Here is a 24187-nt window from a genome sequence, read left to right on the forward strand (position 1 = left end):
GCCGATCATGGTTGCCCCCGCAGTTCTCGCACCGGATGCCGTCGTCATCGGAATGGGCCCCGCCGGGGAGGAAGTGGCAGGCCGGCTCGCCGACGCCGGGTGGGACGTGGTCGGAGTGGACGAGCGCCTGGTCGGTGGGGAGTGCCCGTACTGGGGCTGCATTCCTTCCAAGATCATCGTGCGGGCCGGGAACCTGGTCAGCGAGGCGCACCGGATCCCCGGCAGCGCGGGGATCAGCCGGGTGCACAGCGACTGGCGGCCGGTCGCGCGCCGGCTCAGGGAGGCCACCGACGAGTGGGACGACAAGGTCGCGGTGGACCGCTTCACCACCCGCGGCGGCCGTTTCCTGCGCGGCACCGGGCGGCTGACCGGCCCCAGCGAGGTGACCGTGGCCGGTCCCGACGCCAGCGAGACGCTGCTGCGCCCGAGGGCCGCGGTGGTACTCGCGACCGGGTCGCAGCCGAGCGCCCCGCCGGTGCCGGGGCTGGCCGGGACGCCGTACTGGACCAACCGGGAGCTGATCGAGGCCCCGGAACTGCCCGAGTCGCTGCTGGTACTGGGCGGCGGCGCGGTGGGGCTGGAGCTGGGGCAGGCGCTGCAGCGGCTGGGCTGTGCGGTCACCGTGATCGAGGCGCAGTCGCGGCTGCTCGGGCGGGAGGAGCCGGAGGCCGCCGACCTGCTGATGCGGGTGCTGACCACCGAGGGCCTGTCCATCCACACCGGGGCGGAGCTGGTCGGGATCGGCTACGACGGGGAGCGGTTCACCGCGCAGTGCCGTCGCGGCGAGCGCTTCAGCGCGGAGCGGCTGCTGGTCTCCGCGGGCCGTCGCATCGACCTGAACCGGCTGGGCGCGGCGGCGCTGGGGGTGCCCGACGAGGCGCGGGCGCTTCCGGTGGACGATCGGCTGCGAGTGCTCGGCGCGCCGGGAGTGTGGGCGGTCGGCGACGTCACCGGCAAGGGCGCCTTCACGCACATGGCGATGTATCAGGCCGATGTCGCGGTCCGGGCGTTGCTGGGGCTGGGCGGCCGTCCGGCCGAGTACCACGCGGTGCCCCGGGTGACCTTCACCGACCCGGAGATCGGCGCCGTGGGCCTGACCGAGGCTCAGGCCCGGGCCCAGGGCCTGGCGGTACGGACCGGCAGCACCGATCTGGCGACCAGCAGCCGCGGCTTCGTCCACGGTCCGGGCCACGACGGCTTCGTCAAGCTCGTTGCCGCCGACGGCGTCCTGGTCGGCGCCACCGCGGCCGGCCCGACCGGCGGCGAGATCCTCGGCCTGCTCACCCTCGCCGTCCAGGCCCGCCTCCCGCTGGCCGACCTCGGGGCCACCATCTGGGCCTACCCCACCTTCCACCGCGCCGTCGGAGACGCCCTGCGGGAGCTGTGAACGAGGGGCCTTCGGAGGCGATTGCTCGGTGACAGATATTTTCTTGTTACCGATGGGTACCCAAGCGGGCCGGAACGGCCTACGCTGCACGTCATGACGGACACCAGCACTGACAAGGTCATCGGCGAGCGCAACCCTGTGGCGGCGCCCGGTTCCCGGACCGCGGCGGACGCCGTGACCGCGGAGCTGGTCGCCCGGCTTGTGCGGGGGATCACCACCGGCGAGCAGCCCACGCTGACCCGCAGCATCTGCCCGTTCACCGGGGAGACGCTGGCGGAGCTGCCCGAGTCCTCGCCCGAGGACGTGGCGCGGGCCTTCGAGACCGCCCGGGGCGCGCAGCGGGCCTGGGCCGCGCGGCCGGTGCGGGAGCGCGCGGCGGTGCTGCTGCGGTTCCACGACCTGCTGTTCGGCGCGCAGGCCGAACTGCTCGACCTGGTGCAGGTGGAGACCGGCAAGACCCGGGCGCATGCCTTCGAGGAGGTCACCGCCGCCGCCGTGGAGGCGCGCCACTACGGGCGGGCCGCGGCCGGCTACCTGAAGCCGCGGCGCCGGGGCGGGGCCTTCCCCGTCCTCACCCAGGTGCACGAGGTCCGTCAGCCGAAGGGCGTGATCGGGCAGATCTCGCCGTGGAACTACCCGCTGGCGCTGTTCGTCGGCGACGCGCTGCCGGCCTTCGTGGCCGGGAACGCCGTGGTCACCAAGCCCGACTCGCAGACCGCGCTGACCGCGCTGCGGGCCCGTGAGCTGCTGGTCGAGGCCGGGCTTCCGGCCGAGCTGTGGCAGATCGTCATCGGCGAGGGGCCGGTGGTCGGCCCCGAGGTGGTGGCGCACGCCGACTACGTCTCCTTCACCGGCTCCACCCGCACCGGACGGGACGTCGCCCAGCGCGCGGCGGCCCGGCTGATCGGCGCGTCGATGGAGCTCGGCGGCAAGAACGCGATGATCGTGCTGGCCGACGCGGACCTGGACAAGGCCGCCGAGGGCGCGGTCCGCGCCTGCTTCTCCTCCGCCGGACAGCTCTGCATCTCGATCGAGCGGCTCTACGTCGCGCGCCCGGTCGCCGACGCCTTCCTGGAGAAGTTCGCCGCCCGCACCCGGGCGATGCGCCTGGGCAACACCCTGGCCTGGGGCGCCGACATGGGCTCGCTGGTCGCGCCGCGGCAGCTGGAGACGGTGACCCGGCATGTCGAGGAGGCCGTCAAGAACGGCGCCAGGGTGGTGGCCGGCGGGAAGCCGCGGCCCGACGTCGGCCCGCTGTTCTTCGAGCCGACCATTCTGGACGGGGTCACCGAGGACAGCGCGGTGTGCACCGAGGAGACCTTCGGCCCGGTCGTCTCGATCTACCGCTTCGACGGCGAGGACGAGGCGGTCGACCGCGCCAACGGCACCCCGTACGGGCTCAACTCCAGTGTCTGGAGCGGCAGTACCCGGCACGGCGCGGCGGTCGCCGCCCGGCTGCACTCCGGCACGGTCAACGTCAACGAGGGCTACGCCCCCGCGTACGCCAGTGTCGCCGCGCCGATGGGTGGGATGGGCGACTCGGGCATCGGCCGCCGCCACGGCTCCGAGGGCCTGCTCAAGTACACCGAGCCGCAGACCATCGCGGTGCAGCGGGTGCTCAGCATGGCGCCGTCGTTCGGGATGGACGACGAGGGCTACGCCAAGCTGCTCACCCGCGCGCTGGGCGCGATGAAGGCGCTGCGGCTCAAGTAGCCGTTGCCGCCGATCGATTCCGCACCGGTCCTCCCGGGCCGGCCGAACCTTACGGAGCAGCGTTGAAGGCGAGTGAAGAGGGTGCCGCGGCCGAGCCCGGCTTTGACTACGACGTGGTCATCGTCGGCTCGGGCTTCGGCGGGTCGGTCTCCGCGCTGCGGCTGACCGAGAAGGGCTACCGGGTCGCGGTGCTGGAGGCCGGGCGCCGCTTCACCCCGGAGACGCTGCCGAAGAACTCCTGGGACCACAAGAACTACCTGTGGGCGCCGCCGCTCGGCCTGTACGGCATCCAGCGCTTCCACGTGCTCAAGGACGTGATGGTGCTCGGCGGGGCCGGCGTCGGCGGCGGTTCGCTCAACTACGCCAACACCCTCTACGTGCCGCCGAAGGCGTTCTTCCAAGACCCGCAGTGGAAGGACATCACCGACTGGTCGGCCGAGCTCGCCCCGTTCTACGACCAGGCGCAGCGGATGCTGGGGGTGCGCACCAACCCCACCGTCACCCCCTCGGACGTGCACCTGCGGGACGCGGCCGACAAGCTCGGCTACGGCGACACCTTCCACCTGGCGCCGGTCGGCGTGTTCTTCGGCGACGGGAACGACGTCGGCGGCGAGGGCGCGAAGGTTGCTCCGGGGACCTCGGTCGAGGACCCGTACTTCGGCGGCGAGGGGCCGCGCCGCAAGTCCTGCACCGAGTGCGGCGAGTGCATGACCGGCTGCCGGCACGGGGCCAAGAACACCCTCACCGAGAACTACCTCTACCTGGCCGAGAAGAACGGCGCGCAGATCCTGCCGATGACCACGGTCACCCGGATCCGCGAGGACGGCGACGGCTACGCGGTGGACGTACGCGCCACCGACTCGCGGTCCAAGAACCCGGCGAAGAACGGCTTCCGGACCATCCGTGCCCCCAAGGTGGTCGTCTCGGCGGGGACCTACAGCACCCAGAAGCTGCTGCACGAGATGCGTGACGACGGCCACCTGCCGCGGATCTCGGCGAAGCTGGGCGAGCTGACCCGGACCAACTCGGAGGCCCTGGTCGGGTCGATGACCACGGACAAGCGCTACGGCAAGCGGGTCGACTTCACCCAGGGCGTGGCGATCACCTCGTCGGTGCACCCGGACGAGCACACCCACATCGAGCCGGTGCGCTACGGCAAGGGCTCCAACGCGATGAGCCTGATGTCGATCATGCAGGTGCCGGGCGGCAGCAAGGTGCCGCTGCTGCGCTTCGCGAAGATCGCGGCGACCAGGCCGCATCTGCTGGTGCAGGCGATGAACAAGCACCGCTGGTCGGAGCGGGTCATCATCGGCCTGGTGATGCAGTCGCTGGACAACTCCATCATCGTGTCGCGGAAGAAGAGCGGTCCGGGCAAGGGTCAGCTGACCTCGCGTCAGGGCCACGGCGCGCCCAACCCCAAGTGGATCCCGGCGGCGGAGGAGTCCGCGCGGGCGGTGGCCGGGGAGATCAACGGCTATGCCGGCAGCGGCGTCAGCGACCTGCTCGGCCGCACCCTGACCGCGCACTTCCTCGGCGGCTGCGTGATCGGGGACTCGCCCGAACGCGGCGTGATCGACCCGTACCAGCGGCTCTTCGGCTACCCGGGGATCAGCATCGCGGACGGGTCGACGGTCTCGGCCAACCTGGGTGTGAACCCCTCGCTGACGATCACGGCGCAGGCGGAGCGGGCCATGTCGATGTGGCCCAACAAGGGCGAGGAGGACCCGCGTCCGGCGCAGGGCGAGGCGTACCGGCCGGTGGCCCCCGTCGCGCCGCTGCACCCGACGGTGCCCGCCGGGGCGTACGGCGAGCTGCGGCTGCCGCTGCTGGCGATCCCGGTCGTGCCGCCGAAGGCTGCCCCGGCGGCAGTTGAGGACGCTGCTGAGGCCGCGGTTGAGGCGGCCGCCGAGGCGGAGTGAGCGATCTGGGTCACATTTGATCGAACGAGCACCGAGGCCCTGCCGGGGCCAGTAAGTTCTCCGATCAGAACCCGCCCGCGCCGACGGATCAACCGTCGCCGCGGGCGGCGTCATTGGCGGGGCAATGACGGAGGGCCCCGCGGGGGAAGACGGGGCCCTCTGTCTGCGGCATCGGCGTCAGGGCTACGCCGGTGCCGCCGGAACGGCACCGGGGGAGGGTGCCGTCAGTCGGTTGGTCTGTTGGGCTGAATCAACGGCGGGGCAGCGGTGGAACGTTTGGGGCGCACGCCGGGACAGTGCGCCGCTCGCAGCGAACGGCCAGCCGGGTCGGCTGTCCTCTGGCGTGGATCAGTCACGCCGAGTGACGGCGTCGGGCTCACCACCGAAGGGATTCAGCCTGGCAGGGCCGGCAATTGACTGATCGTCCGGATGCCGATGGTCCACCCCCTCACCAGCATCGTGGGGGATGGAACCCCTCCTACGCAACCAATTCGGCAGACATCGGCATAGTCGTTTTTTGCGAATGGATGTATGGAGGGGGGTGCGGAGTGGCGCAGGGTAGCCGGTCACGCTCCGCGAGGGAGTCGGGGCAGAGTCGTGGGGGCGTGAGCCGAGAGCGGTGCGCCGCCAGGAGTGAGCCGCGGTGCGCGAACCGCGACGCGGGCGCGGGGTGGTGCGGGGCTGTTCGAAGCCGGGGTGGGCCGGGGTGGGGCGTTCGGCGGCCGGAGCGGGGCGTTCGGGGTGAGATCAGGGGCGGCCGGTCCGGGCGTCCCCGGCGCCGACCGCCCCGTCTCTCAGTCGCGACCGGGCCGCTGTCCCCTGCTGACCGGTCACAGCGTCGACGCGAGGTCCCACGACGGGCCCCCGAGGGGGCGCGTCTCATCGCGCCGGCGGACTGCGGTGACACTCCACGCGTGGTCCTGCTGCCGCACACGTCCCCCGGACGGGGGCTGGGAGCACGTCCCTGGCGGAGACGTGAACCCGGTACGGTCACGAGGGACAACGATTCTCCTGACGGGTGGTCACGCGGGTTGGTCCATGGCGAACGGGTGATGCCGCTACCATGGGGCCCATGTTCATCACGGCATTCGTCTTTAGCTATGGCACCGGAGGCTCCGGTCGCCATGGTGATGCCGTCTGATCCAGTACAGACAGACTTCGCACAGGCGCCCCGGGCCATCTGGCCCGGGGCGCCTGTCGTCTCCCCGGTGCCGTCGGCCCGAAGCGCCACCACCCTTCGAGGAGACGATCACCATGACCAGCACCACCACCACTGTCACCACCGCCCCCACCGCCCCCGCGCTCACCGCCGCCGAGGCGCAGCAGGTCATCGCCGGCGCGCGGGAGCGGATCGACGCCCTGGACGGCCGGATCCTGGCGCTGATCCAGGAGCGGATGGGGGTCTCGGCCGAGGTCCAGCAGGCCCGGATCGCGTCCGGCGGCCCCCGGCTGGCCCTCTCCCGGGAGATGGAGATCCTCTCCCGCTACCGCGCGGCCCTCGGCCCCCAGGGCACCGAGGTCGCCCTGCAGCTTCTGGAGCTGTGCCGGGGACGCGCCTGAACGGCCCCCACGCCGGAGGGCCGTTCCGCCGGCCGTTCGGGGGGCGTGCCACCCGGCACGGGCGGTCCACCGAGGAGGGGTAGTGGCTGGTCGGCCGGTACGATGGGGGTCCGACCCCCATCGCACCGCCGGAAGGCCGCCCTGTGGCATCAGCGTCCCCCGACCACCAGTCGACGACTCCGGAGTCGAAAGGCGCCGTCCTCGTCGTCGACTTCGGCGCCCAGTACGCCCAGCTCATCGCTCGCCGGGTCCGTGAGGCCCGGGTCTACAGCGAGATCGTTCCGTCCAGCATGCCGGTGGACGAGATGCTCGCCAAGAACCCCAGCGCGATCATCCTCTCCGGCGGTCCGTCCTCGGTCTACGCCGAGAACGCGCCCACGCTCGACCGCAGCCTGTTCGAGGCCGGGGTACCGGTCTTCGGCATGTGCTACGGCTTCCAGCTGATGTCCGTCGCCCTGGGCGGCACCGTCGACAACAGCGGGGCGCGTGAGTACGGCCGCACGCCGCTGGTCGTCTCCAAGCCGGGCTCCACCCTCTTCGAGGGCACCCCCGTCGAGCAGTCCGTGTGGATGTCGCACGGCGACGCCTGCTCGGCCGCGCCGGCCGGGTTCACCGTCACCGCCTCGACCGACGTGGTTCCGGTCGCCGCCTTCGAGGACGACGCCCGGAAGCTCTACGGCGTGCAGTACCACCCCGAGGTGATGCACACCACGCACGGCCAGCAGATCCTGGAGCACTTCCTCTACCGCGGTGCCGGGATCGCCCCCTCGTGGACCACCATCAACGTGGTCGACGAGCAGATCGAGCTGATCCGCGCCCAGGTCGGCACCAAGCGCGCGATCTGCGGGCTCTCCGGCGGGGTTGACTCGGCGGTGGCCGCCGCGCTGGTGCAGAAGGCCATCGGCAACCAGCTGACCTGCGTCTACGTCGACCACGGGCTGATGCGCAAGGGCGAGACGGAGCAGGTCGAGAAGGACTTCGTCGCGGCCACCGGCGTGCAGCTGAAGGTCGTCGACGCGGAGGAGCGCTTCCTCTCCGCGCTGGCCGGGGTGAGCGACCCGGAGGAGAAGCGGAAGATCATCGGCCGGGAGTTCATCCGGGTCTTCGAGCAGGCCCAGGCCGAGATCGTCGCCGAGGCCGGCGCGGCCGGTGAGCCGGTAGAGTTCCTGGTCCAGGGCACCCTGTACCCGGACGTGGTCGAGTCCGGCGGCGGCACCGGCACCGCCAACATCAAGTCGCACCACAACGTCGGCGGCCTCCCGGAGGACCTGCAGTTCCAGCTGGTCGAGCCGCTGCGCAAGCTGTTCAAGGACGAGGTCCGGATGGTCGGCGCGGAGCTCGGCCTGCCCGAGGAGATCGTCCAGCGGCAGCCCTTCCCCGGCCCCGGTCTGGGCATCCGCATCGTCGGCGAGGTCACCAAGGAGCGGCTCGACCTGCTTCGCGAGGCCGACGCCATCGCCCGTGAGGAGCTGACCGCGGCCGGCCTGGACCGGTCCATCTGGCAGTGCCCGGTGGTGCTGCTCGCGGACGTCCGCAGCGTCGGTGTCCAGGGCGACGGCCGCACCTACGGCCACCCCATCGTGCTGCGCCCGGTCTCCTCCGAGGACGCCATGACGGCCGACTGGTCCCGCGTCCCCTACGAGGTGCTGGCGAAGATCTCGACGCGGATCACCAACGAGGTCCCGGACGTCAACCGGGTCGTGCTGGACGTCACCAGCAAGCCGCCGGGCACCATCGAGTGGGAGTAGCCGACGGCCGCTGAACGGCAACTGTCGAAGGGCGCGGGGCGCGGGGCTGATGAGCCCCGCGCCCCGCGTCGTGTCCGCCCGCGGTGCCGTCCGGGCGGAGCCTGGTTGCTCTGGTCAACGACCGTACTCGGAGGTAGCTTCCAGGGAACGACACCCGCCGCTTCCTGGAGAGCCGAGATGACGAATCCTCCGCCCGCGCCCGTCCCCATGGACCAGCTGCAGTTCGCGCTGCCCACGACGTTCGAGTCGGTCGAGGAGGAGCGGAAGCACCGGAAGGAGCGGCTGGTCGTCGCGCTCCGGCTGTTCGGGAAGTTCGGCTTCGAGGAGGGCGTCGCCGGGCACATCACCGCGCGCGACCCCGAGTGGACCGACCACTTCTGGGTGAACCCGTTCGGGATGTCCTTCAAGCAGATCACCGTCAGCGACCTGATCCTGGTCAACCACGAGGGCCAGGTCGTCCAGGGCCGGCACCACGTCAACGCCGCCGCGTTCGCGATCCACTCGCAGGTCCACGCGGCCCGCCCGGACGTCGTCGCGGCCGCACACAGCCACTCCGTCTACGGCAAGACGCTGTCCTCGCTGGGCGAACTGCTGGAACCGCTGACCCAGGACGTCTGCGCCTTCTACGAGAGCCACGCCCTGTTCGACGACTACACCGGCGTGGTGCTGGACCAGGAGGAGGGCCGCCGGATCGCCGCGGCGCTGGGCGGCCACAAGGCGGTGATCCTGCGGAACCACGGGCTGCTGACCGTGGGCGACTCGGTGGACGCGGCCGCCTGGTGGTTCATCACCATGGAGCGGTCCTGCCAGGTGCAGCTGATGGCCAAGGCGGCCGGCAAGCCGGTGCTGATCGACCACGACAACGCGGTGGTGACCCGGGACCAGCTCGGCAACGACCTGGTCGCCTGGATCAACTACCAGCCGCTGGTGGCCGGCCACGCCGACGCCCTCGACGGCGCTTTCGCCTGACCGCGCCCGACTGACCGCGCCCGGCCGTCCCGTTGTACGGCGAACCTTTGTGCGGCAGCCTGCGTAGTAACAGGACGGCAGGGGTGGCAGCGGAGGGCTGCCGCGGCGGTCGGCGGAAGGTGCGGGTCATGGTGGAGCAGACGACGTCCGGAGTGCGGGCGCTGGCGCAGCGGTACGCGTTGCTGCCGCTCCGGGTCTTCCTGGGCGTCACGTTCGTCTACGCGGGCCTGGACAAGCTCACCGACCCGCACTACCTGGGCGGGCTCGCCGACCCGGTGTCGTTCGCGGCGACCACCCAGGCGGTCAAGGGCGTCAGCCCGATCGAGCCGCTGCTGAACCTGGCGCTGAAGGCGCCGACCGGCTTCGCCCTGGCCGTCGCCATCGGCGAACTCGCGGTCGGGCTGGGCATCCTGAGCGGACTGTTCGGGCGGGTGGCCGCGCTCGGCGGGGCGCTGCTGAACCTGAGCTTCTTCCTGACCGTCAGCTGGCAGGTGTCCCCGTACTACCTGGGCAACGACCTGATCTACCTGATGGCGTGGATCCCGCTGATCCTGGCCGGGACGCCGTACCTGTCCCTGGACGGGTGGCTGGCGTCCCGGCGGCGCGGCGCGGGGCCGGTCGCCGCTCAGCGGTCGGAGGCCGAGTCCGGGGGCTCCGACGCGGCCGAGCCGCGCGCCATCCGGTAGAGCGCGCCGGCCAGCCCGCCCACGCCCAGGGCGATCAGCAGCAGCGGGACCACCAGCCGGGCGTCGACGTGGAGCCGGCCGATCGAGTCGAACAGGTAGAACACGGCGACGGCCACGAAGGACACCCCCGCGACCAGCGAGAACAGATCGAGCTGATGGCGCTTCACCGGTTGACCCTGACCTCTCCGGCCCCGACGTTGAGGTCGAGGTCGATCGTTCCTGACGTGGCCGCCGCGGCGCCGTTGACCAGCATGGTGCTGTCCACGCCGAGGCCGCCGCTGCTGTGCTCCGCGGGCAGTCGTACGTCGCCCACACCGGCGTGGGCGCGGATCCGGTCCGCCGGGGGCAGCGGCAGGATCACCCGCAACTGCCCCACGCCCAGCTGGACCCGGGTGCTGACGGTCTGCCCCGGGGCGAGGGCGAGCCGGCTCAGGTCCAGGGTGGCCTGGCCCGCGTTCAGGCTGTACGAGGGCTGCAGCGCGGCCACGCTGGCCGGCGCCCAGGTGACGGTCTGCGAGCGGGTGCTCAGCCGGACCGGGCTGGCGCCGAGGGCCGCTGCGGCGAGGGTGAGCAGGGTCGCCCACACCACCAGGCTGCGGGTGCGCCCCCAGAACGCGCCGATCATCAGGCCGACGCCGAGCACGAGCAGCGGGACGGCGACCAGCGCCAGCAGGTTGACGCCGTGGTGCTGCTTCTCGGCGACCGCCCAGACCACGCCACCGGCGATCATGGCCAGGAAGAAGAACACCGAGCCCAGGACGGAGCGGTCCCGTCGGCGCCGGGCCGGCGGCTGCGGGGGCGCCGACCAGACCGGCGGAGCCGGGGGCGGCGTTCCGCCGAAAAGCGCTCCGTCGAATGCTGTCGAGCCGAACGGTGTCGCATCGGCCGGCGCGGCGGACTCCGTGCCGCCGTCGGACTCGCCGGCGTCCGACTCGTCGTCGGGGTCGGCCGGGCGCTCGGGCTTGAGCAGCGGATCCGGGCGCTGCCACCAGGCCGGCGCGGGTGCCGGCACCGGGGCCGAGGCCTGGGCCGGGGGCGCGTCGACGGGCGGCGCGGCGCGGCGCAGCCAGCCGCCGGTGGCGTCGGCGGGCAGTCCCGGACCACCCGCCGGAACGCCCGGCGGCGGGGTCTCGGCGGAGGGGGCCGGCGGGGCCGCCGCCGCGTACTGGGTGCGGCGCGCGGTGTGCCGGTCCGGGTCGTAGCGGAGCGCGGCGAACGCCAGCAGGGCGATCAGCAGCAGCGGGAAGATGTGTCCGCTGTCGCCCATGTAGGTGAAGAAGATCCCGGTGCCCAGCACGGTCACCAGCACCGCCCCCAGGGACTGGCTGTCGACCCGCCCGGAGAGCAGCCGCTGCAGCTCGTTGCGGCCGGTCTCGGCGACCGGCATGACCAGCCAGGCCAGGCCGTAGATGAACAGCCCCACCCCGCCGGAGAGGCAGAGCACCGCGATCACCACCCGGAACACGACCGGGTCGATGTCGGTGTGCCGGCCGAGGCCGGCACAGACCCCGGCGACGACCCTGCGGTCCCGGCTGCGCTCCAGCGGGGGCCGGGTCGCGCGGGTCGGCCGGTCGCCGCCGGTGCCGGTGCCGGTGGTCCGGGGTGGGGGTGGGGGCGCGTCTGCGGTCATGCCACCATCCTCCGGCCACGGTGGCGTCGCGCCCATCCGTCATCTCCCTGGTCCGACCCTGACATCAACCCCTGGCACAACCCTGACACAGCCGCGGGCAGGTTCCTGGCAGACCCTGATGCCCGGCGTACCCCGGACATGTGACGATCGGGGTGTGTCCACCGACTTCAGCACCGATCCCGCCCCGGCACCGGCTCCCGCGCCGGCCCCGCCGCCACCCGCCGGGCCCGCCGGCCCTGCCGGGCATACCGGTCCGGGCGGTGCCGGCGCTGCGGGCGGCACGCCGGTGCGCAAGCTGTACCGGATCCCGGACGGCCGGATGCTCGGCGGGGTGGCCAACGGGCTGGCCGCGCATCTGGGCATCGCGACGATCTGGGTGCGGGCCGCGTTCGTGCTGCTGCTGCTCGGGAACGGCCTGGGCGCACTGCTCTACGCCGCGTTCTGGTTCGCCGTGCCGATGGGCCTGCGGGCCGGCGACGTGCCGGCGGCGCCCTGGCAGCAGGGCGGGGTGGGCCCGTACTCGCTGGAGAAGAAGCCGCGCGGCTGGCGCGGCTTCCGGCACGCGCTGCAGCAGACCATCCAGGGCGAGACCCCGGCGGGTGGCCCCGGCTCCGGCGGCCCCGGCTTCGGAGAAGCTGCGCCCGGCGAGCGCCGTCCGCGCTCCGCGGACGCCGAGGACCGCGGGCCGCTGATCGCCCTGATCGCGCTGGTCGCGGGGCTGCTGGTGTTCCTGGACACGGTGACCAAGCAGGCCACCTCGCCGTACGTCTGGCCGATAGTGGTGACCGGTCTGGGCGTCGCGCTGGTCTGGCGGCAGGCCGACGACGCGCGCTGGGCCCGGTGGTTCTCGCTCGGCGAGAGCAAGCGCGGCAACGCGGTGATGCGGCTCGCGGCCGGGATACTCCTGGTCGGCGCCGGAGTGATCGGCTTCCTCTACGTCTCGGGGTCGCTGTCCGACCTGGCCAAGGTCGCGCAGGCGGTGCTCGCGGTGTTCGCCGGCCTGCTGCTGCTGGCCGGTCCGTACCTGCTCCGGCTCTGGCAGGACCTGGGCACCGAGCGCGGCGAGCGGATCCGGGCCCAGGAGCGGGCCGAGGTGGCCGCGCACATCCACGACTCGGTGCTGCACACCCTGACGCTGATCCTCAAGCACGCCGACGACCCCAAGGAGGTCTCCCGGCTGGCCCGCGCGCAGGAACGCGACCTGCGGCAGTGGCTCTACCGCCCGAGCGGCCGGGATGCGGCCGAGGAGCAGCCGGACACCCTGGCCGAGTGCGTGCGCGCGGTCGCGGCCGAGGTCGAGGACCTGCACGGGGTGCCGGTGGAGGTCATCTGCGTCGGCGACTGCCCGATGGACGACCGGCTCGCGGCACAGTTGCAGGCCGCAAGGGAGGCGCTGGTCAACGCGGCCAAGTACGGTGGCGGCGAGCCCGTCTCGGTGTACGCCGAGGTCGAGGGGAACACCGTCTGGGTGTTCGTCCGTGATCGGGGCCCCGGATTCGACCTGGATTCGGTTCCCGAGGACCGGATGGGCGTCCGGGGGTCGATCATCGGCCGGATGGAGCGGCACGGCGGGCACGCGAGGGTACGCCCGGCTCCGGCCGGAGGCACCGAGGTCGAACTGGAGATGGAGAGGGCGAGCGGATGACGACGGGCGGGGAGACTGTGCCGGCTGAGAACGTGCCGGCGGGGAACGAGTCGGCGGAAGGCGCGGCGGCGCAGCGCGCGGCGGCGGAGGTGCCGGCGGTGTCGCGGCGGGCACGGGTGGTGCTGGTCGACGACCACCGGATGTTCCGGACCGGGGTGCGCGCCGAGATCGGGCAGACCGAGCGCACCGGCGTGGACGTGGTCGGCGAGGCGGCGGACGTGGAGCAGGCCGTCGCGGTGGTCACCGCGACCCGCCCGGACGTGGTGCTGCTGGACGTGCACCTGCCCGGCGGCGGCGGGGTCGAGGTGCTGCGGCGCTGCGCCGGGCTGATGCCCGGCGGCACTGCTCCGGCGTCCTCGGCCGAGGGCGCGGGGGCGGTGCGGTTCCTGGCGCTGTCGGTGTCCGACGCGGCCGAGGACGTCATCGGGGTGATCCGCGGGGGTGCCCGCGGTTACGTCACCAAGACCATCACCGGCGCCGACTTGGTCGACGCGATCTTCCGGGTCGCCGACGGCGACGCGGTGTTCTCGCCGCGGCTGGCCGGCTTCGTCCTGGATGCCTTCGCGGCCACGGACACCCCGCCGGTCGACGAGGACCTGGACCGGCTCACCCAGCGCGAGCGGGAGGTGCTGCGGCTGATCGCGCGCGGGTACGCCTACAAGGAGATCGCCAAGCAGCTGTTCATCTCGGTGAAGACCGTGGAGAGCCATGTCTCGGCGGTGCTGCGGAAACTGCAGCTGAGCAACCGTCACGAGCTGACCCGCTGGGCCACGGCGCGGCGCCTGGTCTAGCGGCCGACCGGCACCTCCGCCCGCGGCGGGCGGCGGTCTCTCCGGTTCCGGGCAATCGTGTCGGTGGGGCGGCCTAGACTCGGTGGCGATGAGCAGCCTCTTTGATGACATTCCCCTGCCCGGTCTGGACGGCCCCGTCGCGGAGCCCCCGGCGGGTGACGCCTACGCCCACGGCGGCTTCGACGGTCCTCACGACGCCCCCCACGAGTACGGTCACGACGACGCCCCGTACGAGGAGGAGCTGCCGGCCGACCTGTTCGCCGGGCGCTTCGACGGGCCGCCGCCGGAGCGTGAGGGGTACTACCGCGACGGCGCGCCGAGGCCGGTCGCGGACCCCGCGGTGCTGCTGGACGGGATGAACCCGGAGCAGCGCGAGGCCGTGGTGCACGTCGGGTCGCCGCTGCTCATCGTGGCCGGTGCCGGGTCGGGCAAGACCCGGGTGCTGACCCACCGGATCGCGTACCTGCTGGCCGCGCGGGGGGTGCAGCCGGGGGAGATCCTGGCGATCACCTTCACCAACAAGGCCGCCGGGGAGATGCGGGAGCGCGTCGAGCAGCTGGTGGGGCCGCGCGCCAAGGCGATGTGGGTGTCCACCTTCCACAGCGCCTGCGTGCGGATCCTGCGGCGGGAGAGCAAGCGGCTCGGTTTCACCTCCAGCTTCTCGATCTACGACTCGGCCGACTCGCAGCGGCTGATGGCGCTCTGCTGCCGCGATCTGGATCTGGACCCCAAGCAGTTCCCGCCGAAGTCGTTCACCTCGAAGATCTCCAACCTCAAGAACGAGCTCGTCGACGAGGAGACCTACGCCGGCCAGGCCGCCAACCCGATGGAGCGCAAGCTGGCCGAGGCCTACACGCTCTACCAGCGGCGGCTGCGCGAGGCCAACGCGCTGGACTTCGACGACATCATCATGACCACGGTGCATCTGCTGCAGGCGTTCCCGGACGTCGCCGAGCACTACCGCAGGCGCTTCCGGCACATCCTGGTGGACGAGTACCAGGACACCAACCACGCGCAGTACATGCTGGTCAGGGAGCTGAGCGGGGGTGCGGCCGGGTCCGCGCCGAAGAAGACCGTGGACGGCGAGTTCGTCAACCCGGCGGCGGCCGGACTGGCCTCGGTGCCGCCCGCCGAACTCTGCGTGGTCGGTGACGCGGACCAGTCGATCTACGCCTTCCGGGGCGCGACGATCCGCAACATCCTCGACTTCGAGGAGGACTACCCGAGCGCGACCACAATCCTGCTGGAGCAGAACTACCGCTCCACCCAGACCATCCTGACCGCCGCCAACTCGGTGATCGAGCGCAACACCAACCGCCGCGCCAAGAACCTGTGGACGGCCGGCGCCGACGGCGAGCGGATCGTCGCCTTCGTCGCCGACGACGAGCACGGCGAGGCGCAGTTCGTCGCGGACGAGGTCGACCGGCTCACCGACGCGGGCCATGCCCGGCCCGGTGACGTCGCCGTGTTCTACCGGACCAACGCCCAGTCCCGGGTGTTCGAGGAGGTGTTCATCCGGGTCGGCCTGCCGTACAAGGTGGTCGGCGGGGTGCGCTTCTACGAGCGCCGGGAGGTCAGGGACGTGCTGGCGTACCTGCGGGTGCTGGCCAACCCCGAGGACACCGTGCCGTTGCGGCGGATCCTCAACGTACCCAAGCGCGGCATCGGCGACCGCGCCGAGGCCATGGTCGACGCGCTGGCGCAGCGCGAGCGGATCTCCTTCGCGGCGGCGCTACGGCGCGCGGACGAGGCGTACGGGATGGCCGCGCGCTCGCTCAATGCGGTGAAGCGGTTCAACGAACTGCTGGAGAAGCTGCGCGGGATCGTGGAGTCGGGCGCTGGCCCCGCGGCGATCCTGGAGGCGGTGCTGGCCGAGACCGGGTACCTCGCGGAGTTGCAGGCCTCCACCGACCCGCAGGACGAGACCCGGGTGGAGAACCTGCAGGAGCTCGCGGCCGTGGCGCTGGAGTTCGAGCAGGAGGAGGCCGTACGGCAGGCCGACGCCGAAGCCGACGGTGCCGCCGGGACGGGACCGGACGGCGAGCCGGTCGCGGTCGGGCTCGCGGGCTTCCTGGAGCGGGTGGCGCTGGTCGCCGACTCGGATCAGATCCCGGATGCGCAGCAGTACGGGACATCGGAAGGAAGCCCGGATGACGCCGCCGAAGGTGAGAGCAGGGGCGTCATCACGCTGATGACGCTGCACACGGCCAAGGGCCTGGAGTTCCCGGTGGTGTTCCTCACCGGCATGGAGGACGGCGTCTTCCCGCACCTGCGGGCGCTGGGCCAGCCCAAGGAACTGGAGGAGGAGCGCCGGCTCGCCTATGTCGGGGTGACCCGGGCCCGGGAGCGGCTCTACCTGTCCCGGGCGGTGCTGCGCAGCGCCTGGGGCCAGCCCTCCTACAACCCGGCCTCCCGCTTCCTGGAGGAGATCCCGCCGACGCTGGTGCACGAGAAGCGCTCGGCCGCGGCGGCCTCGCCGGGAAGCCGGGGGACCGGCGGCGGCTCCCGTGGCGGCTTCGGTTCGAGCGGCGGCTTCGGTTCGGGTGGCGCCGCAGGTGCCGGCAAGCGCACCGCGCCGGCGGGCTGGGGCAAGAGCGCGGGCCGGATGAAGGAACGCAACGTGGTCTCGCTGGCGGTCGGCGACCGGGTCACCCACGACCGCTTCGGCCTGGGCACCGTGGTCGCGGTGGCCGGTCCGGCCGACGACGCCAAGGCGACGATCGACTTCGGCGCCGAGGGGACCAAGCAACTGCTGCTGCGCTACGCCCCGGTCGAGAAGCTGTAGCGCGGCAACCCGCCGCAGCGCTGTCGGAGGCTGCGGCGGGCGATGCGCCGCGGCGGGGAGAACGCAGTCTCTCAGCGGGGGTCGAGGCCGTGGGAGAGGAGCCAGGGGAGCGGGTCGATGGCCGGGCCCCCGTTGGGGTGCACCTCGAAGTGCAGGTGCGGGCCGGTGGAGTTCCCGGTGTCGCCGGAGTAGGCCACGATGTCGCCCGCCTTCACCGGACCGGTGCGGATCCTGTAGGCGCTGAGATGGCAGTACCAGGTCACCGTGCCGTCCGACGCGGTGACCATCAGCATGTTCCCGTAGAAGGGGTTCCACTTGGTCGAGACCACACCGTCCATGACCGCGTGCACCTCGGTGCCGGTGCTGACCGGGAAGTCGATGCCGGTGTGCAGCTGCATCCAGTGCGTACCGGCCTGGCCGAACAGCGCGCTGAGGCCGGTGTGTTCGGTGATCGGCAGGACGTAGCGGGGGGCCTCGGCGGCCTTCTTCTTGGCGGCGGCGGTACTCAGGGCCAGGGCCTGACGCGCCTGGTCCCGGCTGGCCTGCTGGGCCGCCGCGGTGGCCTGCGCGGCGGCGAGCGCCTGGGCCTTCCGGTCGGCGGCCGAGGGGCCGGAGGCGACGGGGCGGGTGTGCGCGCTGCTGATCGGCGCGAGTCCGGCGGCTGCCGCGCCGGCGATGCCGAGCAGCGCCACCGAGGGGACGGCGATGGCCAGGATGGTCGAGCGGCGCCGGCTCGGGCGTGACCGCGCCGCGCGGGCGGCGGCGCGGCCACCGGGGACGGCGGGTTCGCCGGTGACGGCGTCTTCGGGGTCGGCCGACTCGCGGGGCGGCAGCGGGTCGTGCTCCGCCGGGGCGTGCTCCGCGTCCGGGTCCGCGTCGACGCCTGCGAGGGCGTCGAGGGCCGGGTCCGGGTCGTGGGTGCGGTCGTCGTCGAACGCGTGGTCGGCGTATTCGGTGTGGTCGGCGCGGTCGCCGTCGAGGTCGTGACCGGACGCGGGCTCTGGCTGGTACGCCAGTTCCGCGAAGGGAGCCTCGTGCGGGTAGGCGCCGTAGTGGGCCTGCTCCGCGTACGGCGGATGCGGGTGCTCCGCGTACGGCTGGCCCGCGTAGTGCTGTTCCCCGTACGGCTGTTGTGGGTACTGCTGCTCCGCGTAGGGCTGCCCGTAGTACTGCTCCTGCTGCGGGTGCTGCTGGTACGCCGGATAGGGCTCGTACGTCGGCGTCGCGTAGGGGTCGAGCGGCGGGTACGGGAGATGCACGTCGTGCTGCGCGTACGGGTCGTAGGCGGCCTGGGGGATCGGCGCGGTGGCCCACTGCTGGGTCTGCTGGGCGGACGGCTCTGTGTAGTAGCCGCCGTACCAGGTGGTGTCCACCACAGGAATCCCAATCCACCTCGACAGTAGGAAAGTGACCGTGACTGTATCTCCCGCAACGGACCGGCCACAATCTCCTGCGTGATTTATCCGCCTACGAGGCGATTGCCGTTCGACGCTCCCAAGGCGGGGTCGACAGCGCGTCCCTGACGCCCCGGATCACCAGCGGATGCAGGGGCAGGGTGACATGGCCCGAGCCCGCTACCAGCACGTTCTCCGCGCGGAGGTCGGGGTGGAGCAGCTGGGCACCGGTCCGGGGCAGGATCAACGGGTCAAGATCACCCCAGAACGCGACAAAGCGGGTGTCGCAGTTCGGTGCGGGGGCGCGCAGCCGGGCGAACACGCTGCTGTCCGGCTGGAGTTGACGGGCGATGGGGAGCGGGCGCAGCAACCCCGCCAACCGGGTGCCCTCGTGCGGCGTGGCGATGGTGACCACGGTGTGCACATGCTCGGCCCCGTCGAGGTGCTGGACGTAGTACCGCGCGATCAGCCCGCCCAGGCTGTGCCCGACGACGGCCACCCGCTCGCCGCCGTACACCTTGCGGGTGTGCAGCACATGGCGGCCCAGCAGTTCGGCGGCGCTGGGGATGTCCACCGTCACCGGGCTGTAGTTGAGGGCGTGCACATGCTGCCAGCCGTGGCCGCGGAGCGAACGGCGCAACTGGGTGAAGACGGCGCGGTTGTCGAACAGGCCGTGGAGCAACAGCACGGGCGCGTGCGTCCGGTGCTCGCAGTCGGCGGCCGGGAGTGGCCAGCGCTCGGACCGGATGCCGGTCGGGTAGAGCAGCAGGTGACCGGCGAGTGCGGCGGCCTCGATGCTCGCGGCCACGGCGGCGCGACAGAACGAATGGCTCACGAGTGGCCCCCCACCGTCGGTGCGTGGCGACGGAGCGGGGCTGGGTCCAACACGCAGTGAACGTATGTTCCGGTGTGATTCTCCCCTCGCCTGGGTCAGTGAAACGGTGTTTGGGTCATTGTGGCGATAGCGTTCGTCCACCGGATGAGAACGCCGGTTAACGTAGGGGCGGGCGGTCCAGCGTCGGGCCGCTCGCGCTGAGAGCTGGAGGCAACGATGGGCGTGTCCGGACCGATCCGCGTGGTGGTGGCCAAGCCGGGACTGGACGGCCACGACCGCGGTGCGAAGGTGATCGCCCGCGCGCTGCGTGACGCCGGTATGGAGGTCATCTACACCGGCCTGCACCAGACGCCCGAGCAGATCGTGGACACCGCGATCCAGGAGGACGCGGACGGCATCGGCCTGTCGATCCTCTCCGGCGCGCACATGACCCTCTGCGCCAAGGTGGTGCAGCTGCTGAAGGAGCGCGACGCGGCGGACATCACGGTGTTCGGCGGCGGGATCATCCCGGACGGCGACATCCCGCTGCTGAAGGAACTCGGCGTCGCCGAGATCTTCACCCCCGGTACGACCACCCGCGACGTGGTCAGCTGGGTCGAGAGCCACCTCCGCACGCCGGCGTCGCGTCCGTAGGCATCGCATCGTCGCTGCGGTCGTCGTCCTCGTTGCCCTCGTCCCCGTCGCCGTGGCGGCGGGTCATCGGCCGAGTTCCTCGAACATGGTGGCGCGCAGCCGCAGGGTGGCGGCAAGGCGGGTGAACATCTCGGCCCAGGCCGAGTCGGCGTCCGCCGCGAGGCGGTCCAGTTCGGGGGCCGCGTGGGGGGCCAGGGCCCGCTCGGCGACACCCAGCACCCCGTTGTAGTTCCACGGGTAACTGCCGCCGCTCCGGGCGGCCCCCGCCAGCGCCCGCAGCACCGCGTCACCCAGCGGGGCGGTCCACGGCGCAGGGCAGGCGACCAGCAGCTGGAAGGCCCAGACCAGGCCATGGGTGTCCACGAAGCCCGCGGTCCACTCGGCCCGTTCGTCCGGGGGCAGCACGGTGAGCAGTTTGGCCGCTCCCGCTCCGGGCGTCTCCGCGGCGGCGTCCGGCGCGCCCAGCAGCGCCCGCGCCCAGCCCGCGTCGTTCTGGCGGGTGGCGGCCCGGGTCCAGCCCTCGCGCAGTTCGCTGCGCCAGTTGTCGGAGACCGGTAGCGCCAGCACCGCGTCCGGCGGGCCGAAGTCGGTGGCCCAGAGCTCCAGCGGCGTCGCGGCGATGATCTCCCCCAGCCAGAAGGCCCGCTCCGCGCGGCCGGTGGGCGAGGTGGCCGCGATGCCGTCGCGCTGCGCCGCCGCATCGCAGCCGGTCGGCGGATGGACGCTGAGCCGGGGCCCGTCCGCGGTGCCGACCAGGCGGACGGCGGCGCGGGCGCGCTGAGCCATCCGCTGGGCCAGGGCGGAGCCCGGGAGTGTGGACAGCAGTTCCGCGGCGGTGAGCCGCACGTTCTTGGAGCGGTCGTTCAGCGCCGACTCCAGGAAGGGCTCGTCCGCGAGGGACAGGCGTTCCTGCAGCGCGTCCAGGAAGAGCAGCCGGTCCTCGGCGCGCTCCGCGGACCAGGTCGCCCGCAGCAGTTCCCGTGCCGCGTCCGGGTCCTGGCGGCGCAGCCGGGTGAGCTGGGTGACCCGCTCGGCGAACAGGCCCTCGGCCCAGAGCACCGGGTCGGCCTCGGCACTGTCGCTGTCCAGAGGGGTTCGCAGGGCGTAGCGCCAGTCCGGGTTGCGCTCGGCGAGCCAGTGGCCCAGCGGGCCGGCCAGGGCCACCGCGTCGGCGCGCAGTTCGCTGCGGGCTCGGGCGGCGTCCAGCAGCGGCGGGACCAGGTCGGCCGGGACCCGGTAGCCCTGCCGGTGCGCGGCGGCCAGCCACTGCGGGAGCAGTTCGTTGATGTTGGCGAGATTGCCGGCGCCACCCACCGCTCCGCCACTCGCCACCCCGCCGCTGGCCGCGCTGCCGCGGTCCGGGAGCAGCATGGCCAGCCGGCGTCGGGCGCCGTCCGGCAGGGGCTCGCGGTGGTCCTCGGGGGCCAGCGGCGGGCGTGGCGCGGCCGGGCCGGGACACAGCCCGGCCCTCCGTTCGACGGCCCGCAGGGCTGCCTGCGCCAGCAGGGTGGCAGCCGCGTCGGGGCCGGGAAGGGGGCGCCGGTCGGTACCGAGCAGTGCGGTGGTGACGAGTTCCGGCCAGCTGAGGATTGCCGAGGGCGATTGGTTCACGGGAGTCCTCCCGAGCGTTTCGTGGGCCGAGAGCGGAGCCTGAGGGGTGGTCACCGGGCGAGCCCGAGCGCGCGGGTACGGGCCGCGTCCGGGTACCAGGCGGTGACCGGGGTGAAGCCGCGGTGGCCGACCTCGCCGAAGACCGTCAGCGGACGGCCGCCGGATACGGCGGCGAGCCGCCACAGGCCGGCGTCGGAGCTGGCGCGGCGGTCCACCGGTATCGACTGCGGCTGGGCCGCGTCGTGGTCGGCGAGTTCCCAGCCGTGATCGGTCGGCGTGGGCACCACCTGGTCGAGCACCACCGGCCAGGACTCCAGCCAGGGGTCGTCGCCGAGGGCCAGGCCGTAGGCCTCCAGCGCGGCGTCCAGGCGCAGTCCGGGCGGCACCGCCTCGGCGGCGCCGGGTGCTGCCGGGGCCGCGAAGCGGGTGCCGAGCGCGGCCCGCAGCGGCCGCGCACCGGGGTGGAACGCCAGCTCGGCGTCGAGCAGCATCCCGGTCGGCAGCGCGAGGTCGGGTGCCTGACCCGGGCGGCCGAAGGCGAGCAGCAGTGCGGTGTGCCCGGTGTCGCCGCCGCGCAGCCAGAGCCGGCGGGTGGTCAGCCGCTCGTCGGCGGTGTCGCGGACGCCGAGGACCAGCCAGCGGTCCCGGACCAGCGGCCCGCGCAGCACCTCGGCGGCGTCCACGGTGAAGCCGACCCGGGCCCTGACCGTCGCCGCGAGCGGCTCGGGCAGGCTGTCGATGCGCTGGTAGCCGGAGGTGAGCAGGTGCAGCAGGCCGTACTCCTCCAGCAGCCGGGACGGCCAGCCCGCGCCGGAGCCCGGGAGCGCGCCCAGCTCGCGGGCGCGGGAGGCGAGTCCGGGCGCCTGGGCGTCGACCATCCGGGCGGCGACCGCGCTCCATGCCGCGTAGCCCTGGGCCGGGGCGTCCGCCAGACCGGCCCGCAGCTGGTCGGCGAGCCGGGTCTGCAGCTCGGCGGCACCGCTCGCGACCCGGGCCGAGCGGCGCGCGAGGCGCCGGGCGGCGGCCTGCCGCGCGGGCTCGTCCCGCTCGTCGGACGCCTCGGTGGCCCCGGTCGGCTCGGCGGACTTGGCCGCCTGGAGCTCGGCCCGGCCCCGACGGGCCTGCAGCCAGGCGCCGGCCCACTCCGGGATCTCGACCTGCCCGTTCGCCTGGCTGCTCGCAGGTCCGGTCGCGGGCCCGGTCTCCTGTCCGGACCAGCGCAGCAGCAGCGCCAGCGCGTGCTTGCACGGGAACTTGCGACTGGGGCAACTGCACTGGTAGGCCGGGCCGGTGAGGTCGACAACGGTGCGGTAGGGCGTGCTGCCGCTGCCCTTGCACTCGCCCCAGACGGCGGTGTCGTCGGAGCCGGTGCCCGACCAGGGCGCCGGGGCGGAGAGTTTGGTCGCGGCCTTGCGCGAGGGTGCGTCGGGAGCGAGTGAGAGTACGTGTTCGAGTGTCCAGCGATCCTCCATGCCGACGACGGTAGACCGGGCCACTGACAATCCGCCCGGCCGACCGCGACGCGTCCATCGTCCCAGCTCAGAGCCGGTGCTGAGGAATTGTCAGTGGTCGGGTGCAGAGTGGCACCAGCAAGCGGCGCCCGGCATCCGGGGCGTCGCCGTGATGCCCGTCGAGCCCGCGCGTCCAGCGTCCGCCGGGCCCGACCGCCGCGCCGTCCGCCCGCGCCGTCCACCGCACGAGTCCCCCTACCTTCCCCGTCCCGAGGAGCCCGCATGGCCGCGACCACCACGACCGACACCGGCGCCACCACCGACACCGTCCCGGTCGGGACGGAGCCGCTGCGGCCGCACGCCGAGACCGCGTACGCGGGGGAGCTGGCCGCGCTCGCGGCCGCCGACGACCGTCCCCGCCCCGCCCGCTGGTTGCTGTCGCCGTGGGCGGTGGCGACCTACCTGCTCGGCGGCACCCTGCCCGACGGCACCGTGATCACGCCCAAGTACGTGGGTCCGCGCCGGATCGTGGAGGTCGCCGTCACCACGCTCGCCACCGACCGCGCGCTGCTGCTGCTCGGCGTCCCCGGCACCGCGAAGACGTGGGTGTCCGAGCATCTCGCCGCCGCCGTCAGCGGCGACTCCACCCTGCTGGTCCAGGGCACCGCCGGCACTCCGGAGGAGGCGATCCGCTACGGCTGGAACTACGCCCGGCTGCTGGCCGAGGGGCCGAGCCGGGGCGCGCTCGTGCCCAGCCCGGTGATGCGGGCGATGGCCGAGGGCCGGACCGCGCGGGTGGAGGAGCTGACCCGGATCCCGGCCGACGTCCAGGACACCCTGATCACCATCCTCTCCGAGAAGACCCTGCCGATACCCGAGCTGGGCGAGGAGGTGCAGGCCGTGCGCGGCTTCAACCTGATCGCCACCGCCAACGACCGCGACCGCGGCGTCAACGAGCTGTCCAGCGCGCTGCGCCGCCGGTTCAACACGGTGGTGCTGCCGCTGCCGGCCAGCCTGGAGGAGGAGGTGGCGATCGTCGCCCGCCGGGTCGGCGAGCTGGGCCGGTCGCTGGAGCTGCCGGAGGTGCCCAGCGGGTCCGCCGAGATCCGACGGGTCGTCACGGTCTTCCGTGAGCTGCGCGACGGGGTGACCGGCGACGGCCGGACGAAGGTCAAGTCGCCCTCCGGGAGCCTCTCCACCGCCGAGGCGATCTCCGTCGTCACCAGCGGGCTCGCGCTGGCCGCGCACTTCGGCGACGGCGTGCTGCGCCCTGCGGACGTGGCCTCGGGACTGCTCGGCGCGGTGGTCCGCGACCCGGCCGCGGACCGGCAGGTGTGGCACGAGTACCTGGAGAGCGTGGTGCGCGAACGGGACGACTGGAAGGACTTCTACCGCAGCTGCCGTGACGCCGCCCAGCGCTGACCGGCGTG

18 protein-coding genes are annotated in these 24187 nt (G+C 73.1%); 12 read left to right on the top strand and 6 right to left on the bottom strand.

Features of this window, described 5'->3' with window-relative positions:
• The first annotated feature begins 7 nt into the window (after nt 1-7).
• The 7 genes from ABH925_RS16475 (at nt 8) to ABH925_RS16505 (ending at nt 9982) form a co-directional block, all read left to right on the top strand.
• Entirely contained in the window at nt 8-1387 is a 1380-nt protein-coding gene (locus tag ABH925_RS16475; RefSeq protein ID WP_370148552.1) for an NAD(P)/FAD-dependent oxidoreductase, read from the top strand.
• Between the two features lie 93 nt (nt 1388-1480).
• Nucleotides 1481-3100, top strand: a complete 1620-nt coding sequence (locus ABH925_RS16480; RefSeq protein WP_370148554.1) for a succinic semialdehyde dehydrogenase — start codon at nt 1481-1483, stop codon at nt 3098-3100.
• 62 nt (nt 3101-3162) lie between these two features.
• Complete coding sequence (locus ABH925_RS16485; RefSeq protein ID WP_370148556.1) at nt 3163-5019, top strand: GMC family oxidoreductase N-terminal domain-containing protein; 1857 nt, start codon at nt 3163-3165, stop codon at nt 5017-5019.
• Nucleotides 5020-6273: 1254 nt separating this feature from the next.
• Nucleotides 6274-6579: a chorismate mutase gene (locus ABH925_RS16490; protein ID WP_370148557.1), complete on the top strand. Its 306-nt coding sequence runs from the start codon at nt 6274-6276 to the stop codon at nt 6577-6579.
• Between the two features lie 143 nt (nt 6580-6722).
• Entirely contained in the window at nt 6723-8327 is a 1605-nt protein-coding gene (guaA, locus tag ABH925_RS16495) for a glutamine-hydrolyzing GMP synthase (RefSeq protein WP_370148559.1), read from the top strand.
• A gap of 177 nt (nt 8328-8504) precedes the next feature.
• Nucleotides 8505-9296 carry a class II aldolase/adducin family protein gene (locus ABH925_RS16500; RefSeq protein WP_370148561.1) on the top strand — a complete coding sequence of 264 codons (792 nt, stop codon included), beginning with the start codon at nt 8505-8507 and terminating at the stop codon, nt 9294-9296.
• A 128-nt stretch (nt 9297-9424) separates the two neighbouring features.
• Nucleotides 9425-9982, top strand: coding sequence for a DoxX family protein (locus tag ABH925_RS16505; protein ID WP_370148563.1), 558 nt, complete (start codon nt 9425-9427; stop codon nt 9980-9982).
• Here ABH925_RS16505 and ABH925_RS16510 read toward each other — a convergent pair.
• Both ABH925_RS16510 and ABH925_RS16515 read right to left on the bottom strand, forming a co-directional pair.
• On the bottom strand, nt 9922-10149 hold the full coding sequence (locus ABH925_RS16510) for a hypothetical protein (RefSeq protein WP_370148565.1): 228 nt from the start codon (nt 10147-10149) through the stop codon (nt 9922-9924). The genes ABH925_RS16505 and ABH925_RS16510 overlap by 61 nt on opposite strands.
• Nucleotides 10146-11612: a PspC domain-containing protein gene (locus tag ABH925_RS16515; RefSeq protein ID WP_370148567.1), complete on the bottom strand. Its 1467-nt coding sequence runs from the start codon at nt 11610-11612 to the stop codon at nt 10146-10148. The genes ABH925_RS16510 and ABH925_RS16515 overlap by 4 nt, the downstream gene beginning before the upstream one ends.
• Before the next feature lie 286 nt (nt 11613-11898).
• On the opposite strand from ABH925_RS16515, the gene ABH925_RS16520 reads away from it, so the two are divergent.
• The 3 genes from ABH925_RS16520 (at nt 11899) to pcrA (ending at nt 16833) form a co-directional block, all read left to right on the top strand.
• Nucleotides 11899-13257, top strand: coding sequence for a PspC domain-containing protein (locus tag ABH925_RS16520; RefSeq protein WP_370148624.1), 1359 nt, complete (start codon nt 11899-11901; stop codon nt 13255-13257).
• Nucleotides 13254-14048 (top strand): LuxR C-terminal-related transcriptional regulator, encoded by a 795-nt coding sequence (locus ABH925_RS16525; protein WP_370148570.1) that lies wholly within the window; start codon nt 13254-13256, stop codon nt 14046-14048. The genes ABH925_RS16520 and ABH925_RS16525 overlap by 4 nt, the downstream gene beginning before the upstream one ends.
• Before the next feature lie 88 nt (nt 14049-14136).
• Nucleotides 14137-16833, top strand: a complete 2697-nt coding sequence (pcrA, locus tag ABH925_RS16530; RefSeq protein WP_370148572.1) for a DNA helicase PcrA — start codon at nt 14137-14139, stop codon at nt 16831-16833.
• 71 nt (nt 16834-16904) lie between these two features.
• Here pcrA and ABH925_RS16535 read toward each other — a convergent pair whose 3' ends face one another.
• Both ABH925_RS16535 and ABH925_RS16540 read right to left on the bottom strand, forming a co-directional pair.
• Complete coding sequence (locus ABH925_RS16535; RefSeq protein ID WP_370148574.1) at nt 16905-18209, bottom strand: peptidoglycan DD-metalloendopeptidase family protein; 1305 nt, start codon at nt 18207-18209, stop codon at nt 16905-16907.
• 91 nt (nt 18210-18300) lie between these two features.
• Nucleotides 18301-19062, bottom strand: coding sequence for an esterase/lipase family protein (locus ABH925_RS16540; RefSeq protein WP_370148576.1), 762 nt, complete (start codon nt 19060-19062; stop codon nt 18301-18303).
• A gap of 216 nt (nt 19063-19278) precedes the next feature.
• Here ABH925_RS16540 and ABH925_RS16545 point away from each other — a divergent pair, with 216 nt between their 5' ends.
• Nucleotides 19279-19695: a cobalamin B12-binding domain-containing protein gene (locus ABH925_RS16545; RefSeq protein WP_370148578.1), complete on the top strand. Its 417-nt coding sequence runs from the start codon at nt 19279-19281 to the stop codon at nt 19693-19695.
• Nucleotides 19696-19758: 63 nt separating this feature from the next.
• Here the strand turns inward: ABH925_RS16545 and ABH925_RS16550 are convergent, their stop codons facing one another.
• On the bottom strand, nt 19759-21306 hold the full coding sequence (locus ABH925_RS16550) for a DUF5691 domain-containing protein (protein ID WP_370148580.1): 1548 nt from the start codon (nt 21304-21306) through the stop codon (nt 19759-19761).
• A gap of 50 nt (nt 21307-21356) precedes the next feature.
• Nucleotides 21357-22778, bottom strand: coding sequence for an SWIM zinc finger family protein (locus tag ABH925_RS16555; protein WP_370148581.1), 1422 nt, complete (start codon nt 22776-22778; stop codon nt 21357-21359).
• Between the two features lie 261 nt (nt 22779-23039).
• Between ABH925_RS16555 and ABH925_RS16560 the strand changes: the two genes are divergently transcribed.
• Nucleotides 23040-24179 carry an AAA family ATPase gene (locus ABH925_RS16560; RefSeq protein WP_370148582.1) on the top strand — a complete coding sequence of 380 codons (1140 nt, stop codon included), beginning with the start codon at nt 23040-23042 and terminating at the stop codon, nt 24177-24179.
• The last annotated feature ends 8 nt before the right edge of the window (nt 24180-24187 follow it).

The organism is Streptacidiphilus sp. EB129 (assembly GCF_041262645.1).
Lineage (GTDB): Bacteria > Actinomycetota > Actinomycetes > Streptomycetales > Streptomycetaceae > Streptacidiphilus.